The organism is Acetobacterium sp. (genome assembly GCF_030652775.1).
Classification (GTDB): domain Bacteria; phylum Bacillota; class Clostridia; order Eubacteriales; family Eubacteriaceae; genus Acetobacterium.
In genome coordinates, this window is sequence record NZ_JAUSPS010000038.1 from 1 (window position 1) to 16,506 (window position 16,506).

The following is a 16,506-nucleotide window of genomic DNA, read 5'->3' on the forward strand; positions in this document are numbered from 1 at the left end:
TTAGGTAATTGCGAAATGAAAAAGATTTAGAGCACAGAGAATTCGGCGGTAAGAAACAGACAGACTTCATGAAGTCAGAAGGGAAACGAACAACAAAGCGAAGAAAATGTTGCAGAAGATGAGAAAAAAAGCGCAAAAACAAAAGCTGGGCAAAGAAGATAAAAAGTCCAACTAGGCAACGAGTGGTTTAAGACTGCGTAAGTACTGATGCTGATGAATAGTATCGGAAAGAATTGCAGTAATCAGCTGGGTAATTCCGGCCAATAGCAAATCGGCGTGAAGTGTCCTGGCATTTTGAGTTTTACGGTTGGCAAGACAGAAACTGTCTTTGAAGTGATTAATGGATTGTTCAACGACGCCCCGGATCTTATAGATTCGAGCCCATTCGAGTGTCCCACGAAGGGTTCCGGGGTAGGCCCGGAGATTTTTTTCAGGGTAGACGTAAAACATCCGACCACAGGAAGACGAAGTGCAAGGATTTTCACAGAAACACTGACGTTTGGCTTTCCCGGCTTCCTGTTTGATCCATTTTGTTTTGGGACAGGTGAATTTAAACCGAATCATGCCGTTCTTTCGTTTGGCCAGCCCTTCGGATTTCATGGGAAGAGAAGGATCGTTTGGACAACAGGGAATCCCATCTGCATTAACCGGACAATCCGAATAGGAAAGTTTACCACGCTGATTCAATGGAATGAAAGCTTTTTCAAATTTCAGCTCCCCAAGGAGGGACTGATAAATCGCTGAACTGTCAAACGCAGCATCACCAATGAAAAGTTTGGGGACAATCAGCGGGTGCTTTTTAAAGAAGTCTGAAAGAACCGGAATCAGGGCTTTGGTATCATGAAGCGATTTGTCCTCATCGGGAGAATCTGATTTTTTCTCGACAGAAATCTCCGGATGATCAGCCAGAAAATTCGCATCATAGAAAGTGATATCCCGGACAATGCCAAGGCCATTGGTAATGATGCCGAATTTGTAGACGTAACAGAAATGACCATTAATGTAGAGCTGTTTGATTTCCGGATTGGATTTCGCGTGCGTGGGCATTGAGCCGTAAGCCGCCTTATAGGGATCATAGGCGTCATCAAGCTGGTGGGATTTTTTGAATGCTTTGAGCTGCTTAATAATTTTATTGGCAAATTTGGGATTGTTTTCAGTGACGTAGGCTTCAATTCCGGAGGTATCAAAAATGGTCATCATTGCTTTATCGGCATCAATTTTCTGGCAGATCGGCTCAGTCACATCAACAAGACGATGAAAGAGCGATTGTAAGTCCAACAGGTATGTTTTTTTGAAACGGGTCAGTTGTGACGCATGGGGTACCCGGTTAAAACCGCAAAAATCGCGGAGTTCTCTGGAAAACTTGAGAAACGTAATCAGGAGTGTATCCGTGGGGATGGAAAAAATCCGCTGCAGGATCAGCGCCCAGAGAATCGAACAAAGATCAAAATCCCGATGTCGGCCATGCGCGCGGTAATAATGCTGATAAAAAGAATGCGGAATCAACGCGTGAAGGTTCAGATTCTCTTCCAGTAGCGAAAGAAAGTGATGTTTGTCACTTTCAAAAAAATGAGTGCAATCAGAATAAATTTCAGCCAAAGAAAGCTGTTTTTGTGATAAAATAGTCATGATATAACTCCTTTCAGGTTGATAGATTTGTTTTTTAGCAACTCAATTTTATCACAATCTGGTGAGGAGTTATATTTTTTTATGTCAGAAATATCCCGTTATTATGCGGGCTGTGGCGTTTTGCAAACGCCTATTAAATTATAAAATCAGGAGGTTTTTAACATGATTGTAGGTATTCCAAAGGAAATTAAGAACAATGAGTCCCGTGTATCCGTAACACCAGCAGGTGTTCATGCCTTGGTAGCGAGTGGCCATAAGGTTCTTGTAGAAACAAAAGCAGGTCTTGAAAGTGGAATCGCAGATAGTGAATATGTAGCAGAAGGTGCCGTAATCCTGCAACAAGCTAAAGAAGTATTTGCTCAATCAGATATTATTGTAAAAGTAAAAGAACCCATCGAATCAGAATATGAACTGATGAAAGAAGGACAGACCTTATTTACATATCTACATCTTGCTCCAAACCTGCCTTTAACAGATATATTAGTAAAGAAAAAAATTACCGGTATTGCCTACGAAACCGTACAATTAGCTGACAGATCACTTCCTTTATTGATCCCAATGAGTGAAGTAGCCGGAAGAATGTCCGTACAAGTTGGCGCTACCATGCTGCAACGCTATTATGGTGGTGTTGGTATGTTGTTAGGTGGTGTTACTGGCGTGTTACCAGCAGAAGTAATGATCATTGGAGCTGGTACGGTTGGTATGAACGCAGCTAAAATGGCAGTCGGCCTGGGCGCACATGTTACCGTTATTGATATCAGCAAACCAAGATTAACCTATGTGGATGACGTCTTTAATGGTCGAGTTTCGACACTAATCAGTAATCCTTATAACATGGCAGAACTGACAAAGAAATCAGATCTTCTCATCAGTGGGGTATTGGTTGCCGGCGAAAAAGCACCAAAACTTGTTACCGAAAAAATGGTTAAGGAAATGAAAAAAGGATCAGTTATTGTTGATGTCGCCATTGACCAAGGCGGATCGGTTGAAACGATTGATCATAGCACAACTCATGATGATCCTTGCTTTGAAAAACATGGCGTAATTCATTATTCAGTTGCCAATATGCCAGGTGCTGTTCCTAGAACATCTACCTATGCACTGACCGGATCCACCCTGCCATATTTAATGGCGATTGTTAACAAGGGACCAGTAGCTGCAATGAAGGAAGATCCCGCATTATTATTAGGGTTAAATACGTACAAGGGACATGTTACTTGTAAAGGCGTGGCTGAAGGCTTAAATAAAGAATACGTACCAGCAGAAGAATTACTGTAGGATTAAACTAAATTTTAAACCCAACCCGGAAACGACAATTTTAATTGTCAGCATCCAGAAATCAAGAAAACGAAAAAAGCAAGACAGAAAAAATAGCTCTAAATAACTGATAATAAGGGTGACACTGTTGCAAATAACAGTGAAACCCTTATTAATAAAGTGTAATCGATAACAAAGTCTAAAAAATTAAAGGGGGCAATATGAATTTTTCGGATATCATTGCAGCTGTAAATAATTTTGTTTGGGGACCCATTATGTTGGCATTACTAATGGGTACAGGGATGTTTTTAACGGTTCGTTTAAAATTTAAGCCATGGCTCAACCTGGGGTTTGCATTAAAATCGGTCTTTGCCAAACAGGATAAGACCAAAAAAGATGATTCAAGCGGTGATATTTCACCATTCCAATCGCTGATGACAGCCCTGGCGGCTACCATCGGAACCGGGAATATCGTCGGCGTTGCAACAGCGATGGTCCTGGGCGGCCCGGGAGCACTGGTATGGATGTGGATTTCGGCGCTATTTGGACTTTCTACAAAATATGCCGAAAGTGTTCTCGCCGTTAAATATCGGGAAACCAACGCCAAAGGCGAAATGGCTGGTGGTCCGATGTATGCCATGAAAAATGGCTTCAAGAATAAAAAAATCGGTTTGACATTGGCGTTTTTATTTTCATTATTTGCCACCGTGGCATCCTTCGGGATTGGCAACATGACTCAAGCCAACTCTATTTCAGGGGCAGTATTTGGCACCTTTGGAGTACCTACCTGGATAACTGGCCTGATTCTGACAGTACTGGCATTTCTGGTTATTCTTGGCGGCATCAAGAGCATCGGTAAAGTGGCTGGCGTCATCGTCCCTTTTATGGCCGTGTTCTATGTTTTAACAGCACTTCTTGTCATCATCATCAATTATCAAAATTTACCAGCCGGGATTGCGGAAATCTTTACCATGGCCTTTTCGCCGCAAGCAATGGCTGGTGGCGTAGGCGGAACCATTATCGCTTCAATGCTCTCAGCAATGCGCTGGGGGGTTGCCCGGGGCGTGTTTTCTAATGAAGCAGGCTTAGGGTCGGCACCAATTGCTGCAGCTGCTGCAAAAACCGATCATCCGTCACGACAAGGTTATATCAATATGACCGGTACCTTTTTTGATACCATCTGTGTCTGTACGATCACCGGTCTGGTTATTGCCTCTTCAGGGGCTCTAGGAACATTAGATGCCAGCGGCGAAATTCTAATGGGTGCTAATCTGACCATTGCAGCATTCCAATCGGCCTTGGGACCTATCGGTGGTTATATTGTAACTATCGGAATTGCCCTCTTTGCTTTCTCAACCATTTTGGGTTGGGAATATTACGGCGAAAAATCACTCGAATACTTAATCAAAGCACCAATTGCCGTCACCATCTACCGGATCCTCTATTGTCTGGTTGTCTTTGTTGGCGCCACCACCGCTCTGGAAGTTGTCTGGAATTTATCAGATGCCATGAATGGATTGATGGCTATTCCAAACTTAATCAGTCTGCTCGTTTTAAGCAGTGTGGTTGCCAAGGAATGTTTCGAATTCCAGTCAGACTTCTTAATACCAGAGAAACTGGCATTTAAAGAAGCTAAAAAGAAATAGTGATTTAAAGCAATTAATACAAGCAAAAAATTAAATAAAAAAAGTTATCACTTCACAAAAATTACTGTTGACGAACTGTTGAAGAACATTTTAACAGTTCGTCCGCAGTGAATTATTGTGAAAAAGTAATTTGCATGGATAAAAGTTCGCAAAGGAACAATTTATCCATATTAAAAAGATACAAACGATAATAAGGTTAACATTAATCGTTTTCGGATTAACAAGTCGAAAATTGCTGGAGATATACGGCAAAAAATTACCCTTATTAAAGTGTATACACTCAAAAACTAATATGATATAATTTCATAGATAAAATTTTGCTATTTAAACCATCAACAAAATAATTTGTTTTAATTTCAAGGAGGAAAATCATGCCTAAAAAAATGATGACAATGGATGGAAATAACGCGGCGGCGCACGTTGCTTATGCGTTTACCGAGGTTGCTGCTATTTTTCCAATTACCCCTTCATCCACAATGGCCGAATATGCGGATGTTTGGGCTTCACAGGGACGAAAAAATATTTTTGGTGAAACTGTAAAAGTTTCCGAAATGCAATCAGAAGGCGGCGCTGCTGGTGCGGTTCATGGTTCATTAGCAGCTGGTGCCTTAACCACCACCTTTACTGCTTCTCAGGGACTTTTACTGATGATCCCGAATATGTATAAAATTGCTGGCGAATTATTGCCAGGCGTTTTTCATGTTACAGCCCGTACCTTAGCTGCGCAGGCACTTTCTATTTTTGGTGACCATAGCGATGTTATGGCCTGCCGTCAAACTGGTTTTGCTTTACTGGCGTCCGGTGGCGTTCAGGAAGTAATGGACTTAGCGGCAATTGCCCATCTGGCTGCGATTAAAAGCCGGGTACCGTTTATGCATTTCTTTGATGGGTTTAGAACTTCACACGAAATTCAGAAAATCGAAGTCATCGATTATGATGTCTTTAAAAAACTGGCCGATTTTGATGCCATCCAGGCATTCCGGGATCATGCCTTAAATCCTGAACATCCGGTAACCCGGGGAACTGCTCAAAATCCCGACATTTTCTTCCAGGCCAGAGAAGCGTGTAACCCATTCTATGATGATATTCCAGCGATTGTTGCTGACTATATGGAAAAAATCTCAGCTGAAACCGGTCGGGAATACCATTTATTTGACTACTATGGTGCTGACGATGCCGAAAATATTATCGTTGCCATGGGTTCGGTAACCGATACCATCGAAGAAACGATTGATTATTTATTAGCTCAGGGCGAAAAAATCGGCCTGATCAAGGTTCGCTTGTTCAGACCTTTTGCACCAGAATATTTAATGAAGGTACTACCAAAGAACGTTAAAAAGATTGCCGTCTTAGACCGTACCAAAGAGCCCGGCTCGTTGGGCGAACCTTTATACCAGGATATTTGTACCGTGTTCTACGGCAAAGAATTCCAACCATTGATTGTTGGTGGTCGTTATGGACTCAGCTCAAAAGACACTACCCCGGCTCAAATTAAGGCCGTTTACGATAATTTAAAACTGGCTCAGCCTAAAGATAAATTCACCATCGGGATTGTTGATGATGTTACCCACACAAACCTCGAACTGGGTGAAAACCTGAATACTGTTCCATCTGGAACTAAAGGATGTAAATTCTGGGGGCTGGGATCTGATGGAACCGTTGGTGCCAACAAATCAGCCATTAAAATTATCGGCGATCATACCGATTTATATGCTCAGGGTTACTTCTCCTATGACAGTAAAAAATCCGGTGGGGTTACCGTTTCGCACTTAAGATTCGGTAAAAAACCAATTAAGTCGACTTACTTAATTGTAAACTCAGACTTTGTTTCCTGCTCAACCCAAGCCTATGTTAACCAATATGACTTGTTAAAGGGTTTAAAAAAAGGCGGAACATTCCTGCTTAACACCGTTTGGGAAGCAGCCGAACTGGATGAAAAATTACCAACGTCTTTAAAGAAATATATTGCCGACAATGACATTAATTTCTATATCATCAATGCCACAAAAATTGCTGAAGAAATCGGTTTAGGCCGTCGCACCAACATGATTATGCAATCGGCATTCTTTAAACTGGCCGACATTATTCCTATTGAAGATGCGGTTACCTTCTCTAAAGCCGGGATTCAAAAATCTTACGGCAAAAAAGGTCAGAAAATTGTTGATATGAACAACGCTGCTGTTGATCAGGGGATTAATGCTCTGGTTAAAGTGGATGTTCCGGCAGCATGGAAAGATCTTAAAGCTGACGGCGCAGCGGAAGAAAATGTACCAGAGTTTATCACCAAGATTCTTCGTCCAATCAACCGATTGGCTGGTGATGATATTCCCGTGTCAGCCTTCACCGGTGTGGAAGACGGAACCTTTATGTCTGGTTCTTCAGCCTACGAAAAACGGGGAATCGCTGTTAACGTGCCAAAATGGATTCCTGAAAATTGTATTCAGTGTAACCAGTGTTCATTTGTCTGCCCACACGCTGCCATCCGTCCTGTTTTAGTGGATGCTGGTGAAAAAGCTGCGGCGCCAGAAGGATTTACAACGGTTAAAGCCACCGGAAAACAATTTGATGGTTTAGAGTACCGGATCCAGGTCAGCACCCTTGACTGTACTGGTTGCGGAAACTGTCAGGATGCCTGCCCGGCTAAAACCAAAGCCCTGGAAATGGAACCAATTGATACCCAGGCTGAACAAATCCCAATGTGGAACTATGCCACCACCGTAAAAATTAAAGATAACCTGATGAATAAAGCAACTGTTAAAGGCAGCCAGTTCTGTCAGCCATTGCTTGAGTTCTCTGGTGCCTGTGCCGGTTGTGGTGAAACACCATATATTAAAACCATTACCCAATTGTTTGGGGATCGGATGATGGTAGCAAATGCCACCGGTTGTTCATCAATCTGGGGAGCATCCTCACCATCAACACCTTACTGTAAAAATGCTGAAGGAAAAGGACCAGCCTGGGCAAACTCTTTATTTGAAGACAATGCCGAGTATGGCTTTGGAATGATGCTGGCTACTGAAAAAATGGCCGATACCATTGAAAATTACCTCAAAGAAATCATCGCTGGCGATGCCCCAGAAGCAGTTAAAACAGCCGGACAAGCTTGGATCGACAGCAGAAAAGATGCTGAAGCTTCAAAAATTGCCTCAGCTAAACTGGTCGAAGCCTTAGCAGCTTATACCCCAAGTGCGGCACTGGCAACCTATGCGAAGTTCATTCTTGATAATAAGGCTTATCTGATAAAAAAATCCCAATGGATTTTTGGCGGTGACGGCTGGGCTTACGATATCGGCTACGGCGGACTGGATCATGTTTTAGCATCACGCAAAAACATCAACGTATTCGTACTGGATACGGAAATCTACTCCAACACCGGTGGTCAGGCTTCTAAATCAACACCAACTGCGGCAGTGGCACAATTTGCTTCAGCTGGGGAACGGATCAAGAAAAAAGACCTTGGTATGATGGCAGCAACCTACGGTTACGTTTACGTGGCTCAGGTGGCCATGGGTGCAGATAAAAACCAATTTATGAAAGCCCTTCAAGAAGCAGAAGCTTACGATGGTCCATCTCTGATCATTGCTTACGCTCCTTGTATCAACCATGGTATTAAAGGCGGTATGAGCCGTACCCAAACCCACGAAGCATTCGCTGTGGAATCTGGATACTGGCATCTGTACCGATTCAACCCAACCCTGAAAGACGAGGGAAAAAATCCATTTATCCTTGATTCTAAAGAACCGGATATGGACAAATTCACCGAATTCCTCGATTCAGAAGTTCGTTACACCTCATTAAAACTGACCTTCCCAGAAGTTTCAGCAACCCTTTATGATAAGGCGAAAGAAGAAGCTCTGGAACGTTACATGGGTTATAAACAAAAATCAGAAATGTAATTAAAGCAGTAACTGGAGAAACCCCTCGGGGTTTCTCTTAGGTTATCCATAAACTACCGTACCGACCAATTGTTAATCTGTTGTTCGCCGCGGAATCGGACAGGCTTCGCCGTGTCCGCTCCGATGCGTACAACATGATATAACAATTGTCGGTACTACTTTTTTCGTTTGATCACAAAAAAGCTCCCTTGGTCTAATCCAATGGAGCTTTTTTTAAGTGATTGACCAGCAACTGTGGTCTTTTGAGGTCAAGTTTATTTACATTTCTGGGGGGAGGGGTGTCTTCTGGCAAATCCGTCCAGATCATCATCAGGATTATGAACGGTCAATAACATTTTATCCAGATCAAAATCAAAATCAAAGGTTGTGTCTGATTTTAAATCAGCAAGCACATCCATAATCATCTGGCCGTCGCCCACATCATCCATGCTGAGAACGGCTTTTCCATGATCATCAAAATTGGCAACTTTCACTTTTTCATGAATGAGTTCAATAACTTTTTTCTTTTCCATAAAAATACCTCTTTCTTAATAATATTGTGATTAGTTTTTTATTACCCTGATAATCAGGTTTTATCCATTGATAATGATTTTTTGAAAGATTAATGAAACTTTATTTTTGTTTAAATTTAAAAATAAAGGATATTAAAACAAGGAGAATGGAGTTTTACTTAGAATAGAGATAATAGACCCTCAAAAGTCAAGACTTTGTTTACAAAAAGGAAAACACAAATGACAACTTACTACTCCGAAGAATTGATACAATCTGTCATCGAAGCAAATGATATTGTGGATGTCGCTTCGGGTTACATGACCTTAAAACGGGTGGGGAACTCTTTCAAAGGCAAGTGTCCCTTTCATAATGAAAAAACCGCATCCTTCACGGTTTCCCGGGAAAAACAGTTATATCATTGTTTTGGCTGTGGAGCCGGCGGCAATGTGATTACTTTTATTATGGAAATGGAAAAACTGCCCTTTATCGATGCCCTCAAATTTCTGGCAGCCCGGGTAAATATGATTTTACCGGAAAAGCAGAACCAACAGGAAGACCACCAGGCGTATGAAAAAAAGAAGCGCCTCTATGAATTGCACCGGGAAGCGGCCAATTATTATTATAAGATTTTAAAAACAAATCCACCAGCCCGGGAATATTTGTTGCAGCGAGGGATCAGTCAGGAAACCATCCGGGAATTTGGTTTGGGCTATGCCAGTGAAGACTGGAGCCGATTAACTGATTTTCTTCAGACCAAAGGTTTTTCGATGGCAGAAATGCTGGATTCAGGTCTGATTCTGGAATCCGAAAGCAAACGCCATTATGATCGCTTCCGCAGTCGGATTATGTTTCCCATCGTTAATCCCCGAGGACAGATTGTCGGGTTCGGCGGTCGCCTGACGGGAACAGATCAAAATGGACCAAAATACCTTAACTCTCCTGAAACTCCGATTTTTTCCAAAAGCTACGAGCTTTATAATCTGAATCATTGCAAAAATTTTTTAGATGCCGGTCAAATATTAATCGTTGAAGGCTATATGGACGTGATTTCGCTGTACGAAAAAGGGATCAAGAATACCGTGGCAGCTTTGGGAACGGCCTTTACCCCGTTTCATGGTAAAATCCTGGAACGCTATGCCAATGAGGTGGTTATTGCCTTTGATGGCGATAGTGCCGGAAAATCAGCAACAGAAAAAGCCATGAAGATCTTGAAAAAGACCAGCTTAAATGTTAAAATATTAAACTTGCCAATAAATGAGGATCCGGACTCCTTTGTCCGGAAATATGGCCAGCAGGGATTTAAGGATTCTGTAGCCAAAGCCTTAACGATCGTTGAGTACGAACTGGAATTACTAAAAAGAAATAATGACCTATCCCAAACCGATGGCAGGCTCCGCTATGGCAATGAAGCAATTAAAGTTTTACGACAGCTGGAGACATCGGTGGAAATTGATTATTACAGCAAAATGGTTGCCGGCGATACGGGAATCAATCAGGAAGTGATCCGGCGGGAGGTCATGCGCTCAAAAACCCGATCGGACAGTCCTTCGCAGCTGGTGGAGCCAACCCACAGCGAAGGTTCGCTGCAAAAGATCCCCAGGGCATATCAAAAGGCTCAAGAGTTGGCGATCCGCTTTTGTTTAAAAACACCGGACATCATCGATGAATTTCCGATCGACTATCTAACCGATCCTTTCTACAAAGAGCTGCTTTTAACCCTTTCAGAAAAGCGGAAAACCGGGATCCGGATTGAAGTCAATCAGATTATGTCACATTTTGAAGATTCAGAAGCAGTCAAAAAAATAGTTGAGTTTATGATGAACGAGGATGAAGTCTCCCGGTCAGATTATCAAGATGCTTTGGAAATAATGAATCGTTTTTACAATGAAGCTCAGCTTGACAGGCTTTCTGAACAAATAAAAAGAGAATCATCCAATGGGAATGACGATGAGGTGGCCAGGCTCACCAATCAATTCATAGAGATTAAGAAAATGATGAAAGAAAACGGGAGGCACTAAAATGAAACTAGAAAAAGCTAAAACCGAAAATGTGATCATAGATATTGACGATGACATAGTTGAAATTGAAAAAGTTGCAATTGAGCTGATGCCGGAAGTGCAGCAGCTATTAAAACGGGGAAAATCAAAGGGAAATTTAAATAATCATGATTTCGAAGAACTTCTCGATAAAGCTGATCTCGATCCTGAGGAAGTTGATTCCATCTATTTGTACCTGCAAAAAGAAGGAATCGAAATCGCTTTTACCGACCTCGAACTGGAAGCCCTGGAGGCCGCTGAACTGGAGGAAGAAAACCAGAAAGAACTTGAGCTGGCCGACTCGGTCAGCGTCAATGATCCAGTTCGTTTATACCTAAAAGAAATCGGCAAGGTACCTTTATTGACCGGTGATCAGGAAATGGCTCTGGCACGCCGAATGGAAGCCGGAGACGATTCAGCCAAAAAAGAATTAGCCGAAGCCAACCTGCGGCTGGTGGTCAGTATTGCCAAGCGTTATGTGGGACGGGGGATGTCGTTTTTGGATCTGATCCAGGAAGGAAACCTCGGCTTGATCAAAGCCGTGGAGAAATTCGACTATACTAAAGGTTTTAAATTCAGTACCTACGCAACCTGGTGGATCCGTCAGGCGATTACCCGGGCGATTGCCGATCAGGCCCGAACCATCCGGATCCCGGTTCATATGGTTGAGACCATTAATAAACTGATTCGGGTTTCCCGGCAATTACTGCAGGAATATGGACGGGAACCGACCCCTGCAGAAATTGGCAAGGAAATGGGCTTTTCCGAAGAAAAGGTGCGAGAAATTCAAAAAATCGCTCAGGATCCGGTTTCTCTAGAAACCCCAATTGGGGAAGAAGAGGATAGTCATTTGGGCGATTTCATTCCTGATGAAGATGCCCCGGCACCAGCCGAAGCTGCATCCTATGCGCTGTTGAAAGAACAGCTGATTGAGGTCTTGAACACCCTGACCGAACGGGAAGAAAAGGTGCTACGATTGCGTTTTGGTCTCGATGATGGCCGGGCGCGGACACTGGAAGAAGTCGGCAAAGAGTTCAATGTCACCCGAGAACGAATCCGCCAGATTGAAGCCAAAGCCCTGCGCAAACTGAGACACCCCAGCCGCAGTAAGAAATTAAAGGATTATTTAACCTAAAATGAAGATTAAGTTAAGTCCACGGCTTGAGGTTATTGCCGGCTGTGTGGCCGGAGTCGAATCGATGGCCGATATTGGTACCGACCATGGTTATCTACCGGTGTACCTGGTCGAAAATGCGCTCGTTTCCCGGGCAATCGCCAGCGATACCAACCTGCAGCCGCTTAAAAAAGCTGAAAAAATTATCAATGAACAGCAATTGGCAAAACAGATAGAGACCCGACTTGGTTCGGGTCTTTCTGTGCTTAAACCCGGAGAGGTTGACGCTGTCGTCATGGCGGGCATGGGGGGACTCCTGATCCGGGACCTGCTCGAAGCCCAGCCAGATGTGGCCAGACAAAAGAAAAAACTGGTGCTTCAACCGATGAATAACCAGGCGGTGTTACGGAAATATCTGGAAGCGGCCGGTTTTGGAATCATCAGCGAAGAGCTGGCTCGGGAGGGGGATCGGGTTTATGAGGTAATTGTTGCAAAACCGGGAAAGATGGTAGTTACCAATCCTCTGGAATATGAATTGGGTTTTGAATTTTACATGCATAAACATCCATTGCTCGGGGCTCTGATCGATCGGAAAATCTTTCTGGAGCAGCAGATTGTTAGAAGTACTCGGGGAAAAACCACAGCGATTGCTGCGAAACAATGGAAGGAAAGCAGTTTGTTTATCGAAAAACTGAATGAGGTGAAAAGATGTCAGTCAAACTAAATAAAATTATCCAAACGATTGAAGCCCTTGCTCCGGAAAACCTGGCAGAAGCCTGGGATAACGTCGGTCTGCAGGTGGGATCCCGGCAACAGTCCATCAAGCGGATCCTGCTGACCCTGGACATCACCGCCGATGTGGTCGATGAGGCCGTTAAGAAGAAGGTGGATCTGATCATTGCCCATCACCCGTTTATTTTTAAGGGTTTAAAAACCCTGTCAAGTGATTGTGAAAAGGGTCAAATCATTTCCCAACTGATCAAAAATGAAGTCGCAGTCTATGTGGCCCATACCAATTTGGATAAGGCACCAAAAGGTCTTAATCATTATCTGGCCGAGATCATGGGGCTGGAAAACATCAAAACGCTGGAGCCGTCCAATCCCGTTGTTTATTATAAACTGGTGGTTTTCACACCGGTGGATGCCAGCCATAAAATCATTGAGGTGTTCGGGAAAAACGGAGCCGGTGCCATTGGTGATTATGATTATTGCACGTATCGCTCATCCGGCACGGGAACCTTCCGTCCGCTAGTCGGTGCTACGCCTTTTATCGGGGAAGTCAATAAACTAACCTGTGTTTCAGAAGACCGGATAGAAGCCATTGTGGCTGCACCTGATTTGAAAAATCTGATTGCGGTTTTAAAAAGAAATCATCCTTATGAAGAAATGGCCTATGACGTGATCGCCCTGGAAAATGGGGGGCTGATCAATGAAAACGGATTGGGAAAAATTGGGGTATTAAGCCAACCGATGGAGGCAGCGGATTTCATTGCCAGCACCAAAGACCGGCTGGGTCTGGTAGCTTTAAGAGGGGCTGGCAAGGTGCCGGATATCGTCCGGCGGGTGGCCATCTGTTCCGGCGCTGGAGCGGACATGATCGGTCTGGCCAAAGCCAAAAGAGCGGATGTGCTGATCACCGGCGACCTCAAGCACCACGACGGCCAACGGGCTCTGGAAAACAATTTCTGGGTTCTGGATGCCGGCCATTACGGTACCGAGAAATGGGTAACCGACTGCTTCAAACAAATCCTGGAAAGCGGTCTGGAAGACGCCTGCCCGGAAATGATCGTGGCCGAATCCGCCCGGGATTTTATTGTGAATTATTAGGGGTTCAATTTTTAAAAAATTTAAATCACTGAGAAAATACTTGAAGTTTTTGAGAAGAAAGTGTATACTATAGCGATTTAGTAAATCAGATAGTCGCACCCGGAGCAATCCGGTTGAGGAAAGTCCGAGCTCCTCAGAGCATGGTGCCGGGTAACACCCGGTGGAGGCGACTCTAAGGCAAGTGCAACAGAAAGTATACCGCCAGCAATGGTAAGGATGAAAGGGTGAGGTAAGAGCTCACCAGCGGTGTGGTGACACATCGGCTATGTAAACCCCACCTGGAGCAAGACCAAGAACGGACCTTGAAAGACGGCTGCTCGTCGTTGTCCTATGGTAGGTCGCTAGAATTTATTGGTAACAATAAATCGAGATAGATGACTATTTAAACAGAACTCGGCTTATAGATTTAGTAAATCACAAATGTAAGTAAGGACTATTGCAGGACTCTGTAATAGCCTGAGGTTGTTGATAAACTACCGTACCGACCAATTGTTAATCTGTTGTTCGCTGCGGAATCGGACAGGCTTCGCCGTGTCCGCTCCGATGCGTACAACATGATGTAACAATTGTCGGTACTGGGTTATCTTTTTTGACAGTCTGGGACTATTGCAGGACTCTGCAATAGTCTTTTTGCGTTTTTTGACGGGGGGTTGTATAATAAGGTCAGATTGATTTGAGTGGGAGAAGACCATGAAGAAAAAAGAAGCCATCGAAAAAATGATCCAGAACAGTTTGAAGATGAATAAACCGGTGATTGGGGTGGCAGTGGGGTCTGGCCTTTTTGCCAAACAGGCGATTAAGGGTGGGGCTGATTTATTGCTGGCGCTCAGTGCCGGGCGGTTTCGATCGGCAGGAATTCCTTCGATTGGCTGTATGATGCCATTTTCAAACAGTAATGAGCTGGTGTTTGACTTTTCCAGCCGTGAAATACTGCCAAAACTCAAAGATCGGGCGGTGATCTGCGGCATTAACGCCACCGATCCCAATTATACGCATCAGGAACTGATTCAAAAAGTCCGGGATCTGGGCTTTAGCGGGGTCAATAACTTTCCTACCATTGGTTTGATTGATGGACAATTCCGGGAATGGTTGGAGGAAAAGGGGCTGGGCTATGATCAGGAAATTGAGTTTATGAAAAAAGCAGTGGCCGCCAACCTCTTTACGATTGCCTTTGTCTTCGATGAGGATCAGGCTCGAGCAATGACCCGGGTGGGCGTGGATGTGGTCTGTGCCCATTTTGGCTGGATGCGAGGAGGCGAGAAATCCGGCAAGGTTTTTTCCACTATTAACGAATGTCTGGAAATGACCGAAGCGATTTTTGCTGCCGTCGATGAGATCAATCCCCGAACCTATAAGATGATCTATGGCGGCCCCATTAATTCCCCCGAGGATGCTTATTATTTTTATAAAAATTCGCAGACCATCGGTTATATCGGGGGCTCCAGCTTTGAGCGGATTCCCACCGAACTGGCGATCTCGGAAACGACGGATAAATTTAAAAATTATTATAAATTAAAGCAGGAAAATAAGCATCTCAAAAAAGAATTGTTGAAAAAACGGGGCTTTGATGAAATTGTCGGTCAAAGCGTGATCATGCAGGACATGTATGAACTGATCAATAAGGTAGCCGATAAAGACGTCAATGTTCTCATTCAGGGCGAAAGTGGAACCGGAAAAGAACTGGTTGCCAAAGCCCTGCATTTTAATAGTAAACGTTGTCTGGGTTCGCTGATCAAGGTGAACTGTGCCGCTTTGCCGCCCAACTTACTGGAAAGTGAGCTGTTTGGTCATGAGAAGGGTGCTTTTACCGGGGCCGACAAGCGGCGGCTGGGAAAATTTGAACTGGCTAATCATGGTACCTTGTTTCTGGATGAGATCGGTGAAATGGATGTGGATCTCCAGGCGAAGGTACTACGGATTATTCAGCAGCAGGAATTTGAACGGGTGGGCGGCGAGAAAACCATCTATGTCGATGTGCGGATCGTCTGTGCGACCAATGTCGATATTAAACAGGCGGTGGCAGATAATCGTTTCCGCGAGGATCTCTACTACCGGCTGAATGTAGTGGAAATCAATACCCCGCCGCTGCGCCGACATACCGAGGATATTCCGCTGCTGTGCAATCGCTTTTTAGAAGAATTTAAAATAAAGTACCAGCTGGAAGAAAAACGGCTGGCGCCGGATGCCATGGCCTATCTGATGGAATGCCCCTGGCCCGGGAATGTCCGGGAACTGAAGCATGTCCTGGAAAGAGCGGTGATCCTCAGTGAAGGTAAGTATATCCGCCGGGATGACATGGCGGTGGAAGATATGGATAGACTTAAGTCTAACCCTAAACCTCTGACCCATGATATTCAGGGATCCGACATGTTGGCCACTAGTAAGGAACACCTGGAAAGTACTTATATTCTGGGTGTTCTCAAAGTCTGCCAATGGAATCGCACCGAAGCAGCCGCCCGGATTGGTATATCCCGGCGCACGCTATACAATAAAATAATCAAATTTAATTTATCTATGGAAGAACAGGAATCCATGGAGTAAAGAATTGGGCAATATTTACTCATAACGGGAAAATATTGCCCAATTCACATTTATCTGAGAAAGGGTTT

At 44.0% G+C, this 16,506-nt stretch carries 9 protein-coding genes, 1 other RNA gene and 1 pseudogene; 9 read left to right on the forward strand and 2 right to left on the reverse strand.

What is annotated here, in order from left to right; translation table 11 throughout:
- Nucleotides 1-242: 242 nt before the first annotated feature.
- Nucleotides 243-1,623 (reverse strand): annotated as a pseudogene (locus Q7J41_RS06390) (transposase).
- Between the two features lie 168 nt (nt 1,624-1,791).
- On the opposite strand from Q7J41_RS06390, the gene ald reads away from it, so the two are divergent.
- From ald to nifJ, 3 genes are all read left to right on the forward strand, one after another.
- Nucleotides 1,792-2,907, forward strand: coding sequence for an alanine dehydrogenase (gene ald, locus Q7J41_RS06395; RefSeq protein ID WP_304886348.1), 1,116 nt, complete (start codon nt 1,792-1,794; stop codon nt 2,905-2,907).
- Nucleotides 2,908-3,107: 200 nt separating this feature from the next.
- On the forward strand, nt 3,108-4,532 hold the full coding sequence (locus tag Q7J41_RS06400) for a sodium:alanine symporter family protein (RefSeq protein WP_304886350.1): 1,425 nt from the start codon (nt 3,108-3,110) through the stop codon (nt 4,530-4,532).
- Nucleotides 4,533-4,903: 371 nt separating this feature from the next.
- On the forward strand, nt 4,904-8,428 hold the full coding sequence (nifJ, locus tag Q7J41_RS06405) for a pyruvate:ferredoxin (flavodoxin) oxidoreductase (protein ID WP_304886351.1): 3,525 nt from the start codon (nt 4,904-4,906) through the stop codon (nt 8,426-8,428).
- Nucleotides 8,429-8,682: 254 nt separating this feature from the next.
- On the opposite strand, the gene Q7J41_RS06410 is transcribed toward nifJ, so the two are convergent.
- Nucleotides 8,683-8,940: a hypothetical protein gene (locus tag Q7J41_RS06410; RefSeq protein ID WP_304886353.1), complete on the reverse strand. Its 258-nt coding sequence runs from the start codon at nt 8,938-8,940 to the stop codon at nt 8,683-8,685.
- Nucleotides 8,941-9,159: 219 nt separating this feature from the next.
- Between Q7J41_RS06410 and dnaG the strand changes: the two genes are divergently transcribed.
- The 6 genes from dnaG (at nt 9,160) to Q7J41_RS06440 (ending at nt 16,438) form a co-directional block, all read left to right on the forward strand.
- On the forward strand, nt 9,160-10,938 hold the full coding sequence (dnaG, locus tag Q7J41_RS06415; protein ID WP_304886355.1) for a DNA primase: 1,779 nt from the start codon (nt 9,160-9,162) through the stop codon (nt 10,936-10,938).
- 88 nt (nt 10,939-11,026) lie between these two features.
- On the forward strand, nt 11,027-12,091 hold the full coding sequence (gene rpoD, locus Q7J41_RS06420) for an RNA polymerase sigma factor RpoD (RefSeq protein WP_304886385.1): 1,065 nt from the start codon (nt 11,027-11,029) through the stop codon (nt 12,089-12,091).
- Between the two features lies 1 nt (nt 12,092).
- On the forward strand, nt 12,093-12,794 hold the full coding sequence (locus Q7J41_RS06425; RefSeq protein ID WP_304886357.1) for a class I SAM-dependent methyltransferase: 702 nt from the start codon (nt 12,093-12,095) through the stop codon (nt 12,792-12,794).
- Nucleotides 12,779-13,897, forward strand: a complete 1,119-nt coding sequence (locus tag Q7J41_RS06430; RefSeq protein WP_304886359.1) for a Nif3-like dinuclear metal center hexameric protein — start codon at nt 12,779-12,781, stop codon at nt 13,895-13,897. Before Q7J41_RS06425 ends, Q7J41_RS06430 begins: the two co-directional genes overlap by 16 nt.
- 77 nt (nt 13,898-13,974) lie before the next feature.
- An RNA gene (rnpB, locus tag Q7J41_RS06435) (RNase P RNA component class A) lies at nt 13,975-14,314 on the forward strand.
- 273 nt (nt 14,315-14,587) lie between these two features.
- Nucleotides 14,588-16,438: a phosphoenolpyruvate hydrolase family protein gene (locus Q7J41_RS06440; RefSeq protein ID WP_304886361.1), complete on the forward strand. Its 1,851-nt coding sequence runs from the start codon at nt 14,588-14,590 to the stop codon at nt 16,436-16,438.
- Nucleotides 16,439-16,506 lie beyond the last annotated feature (68 nt).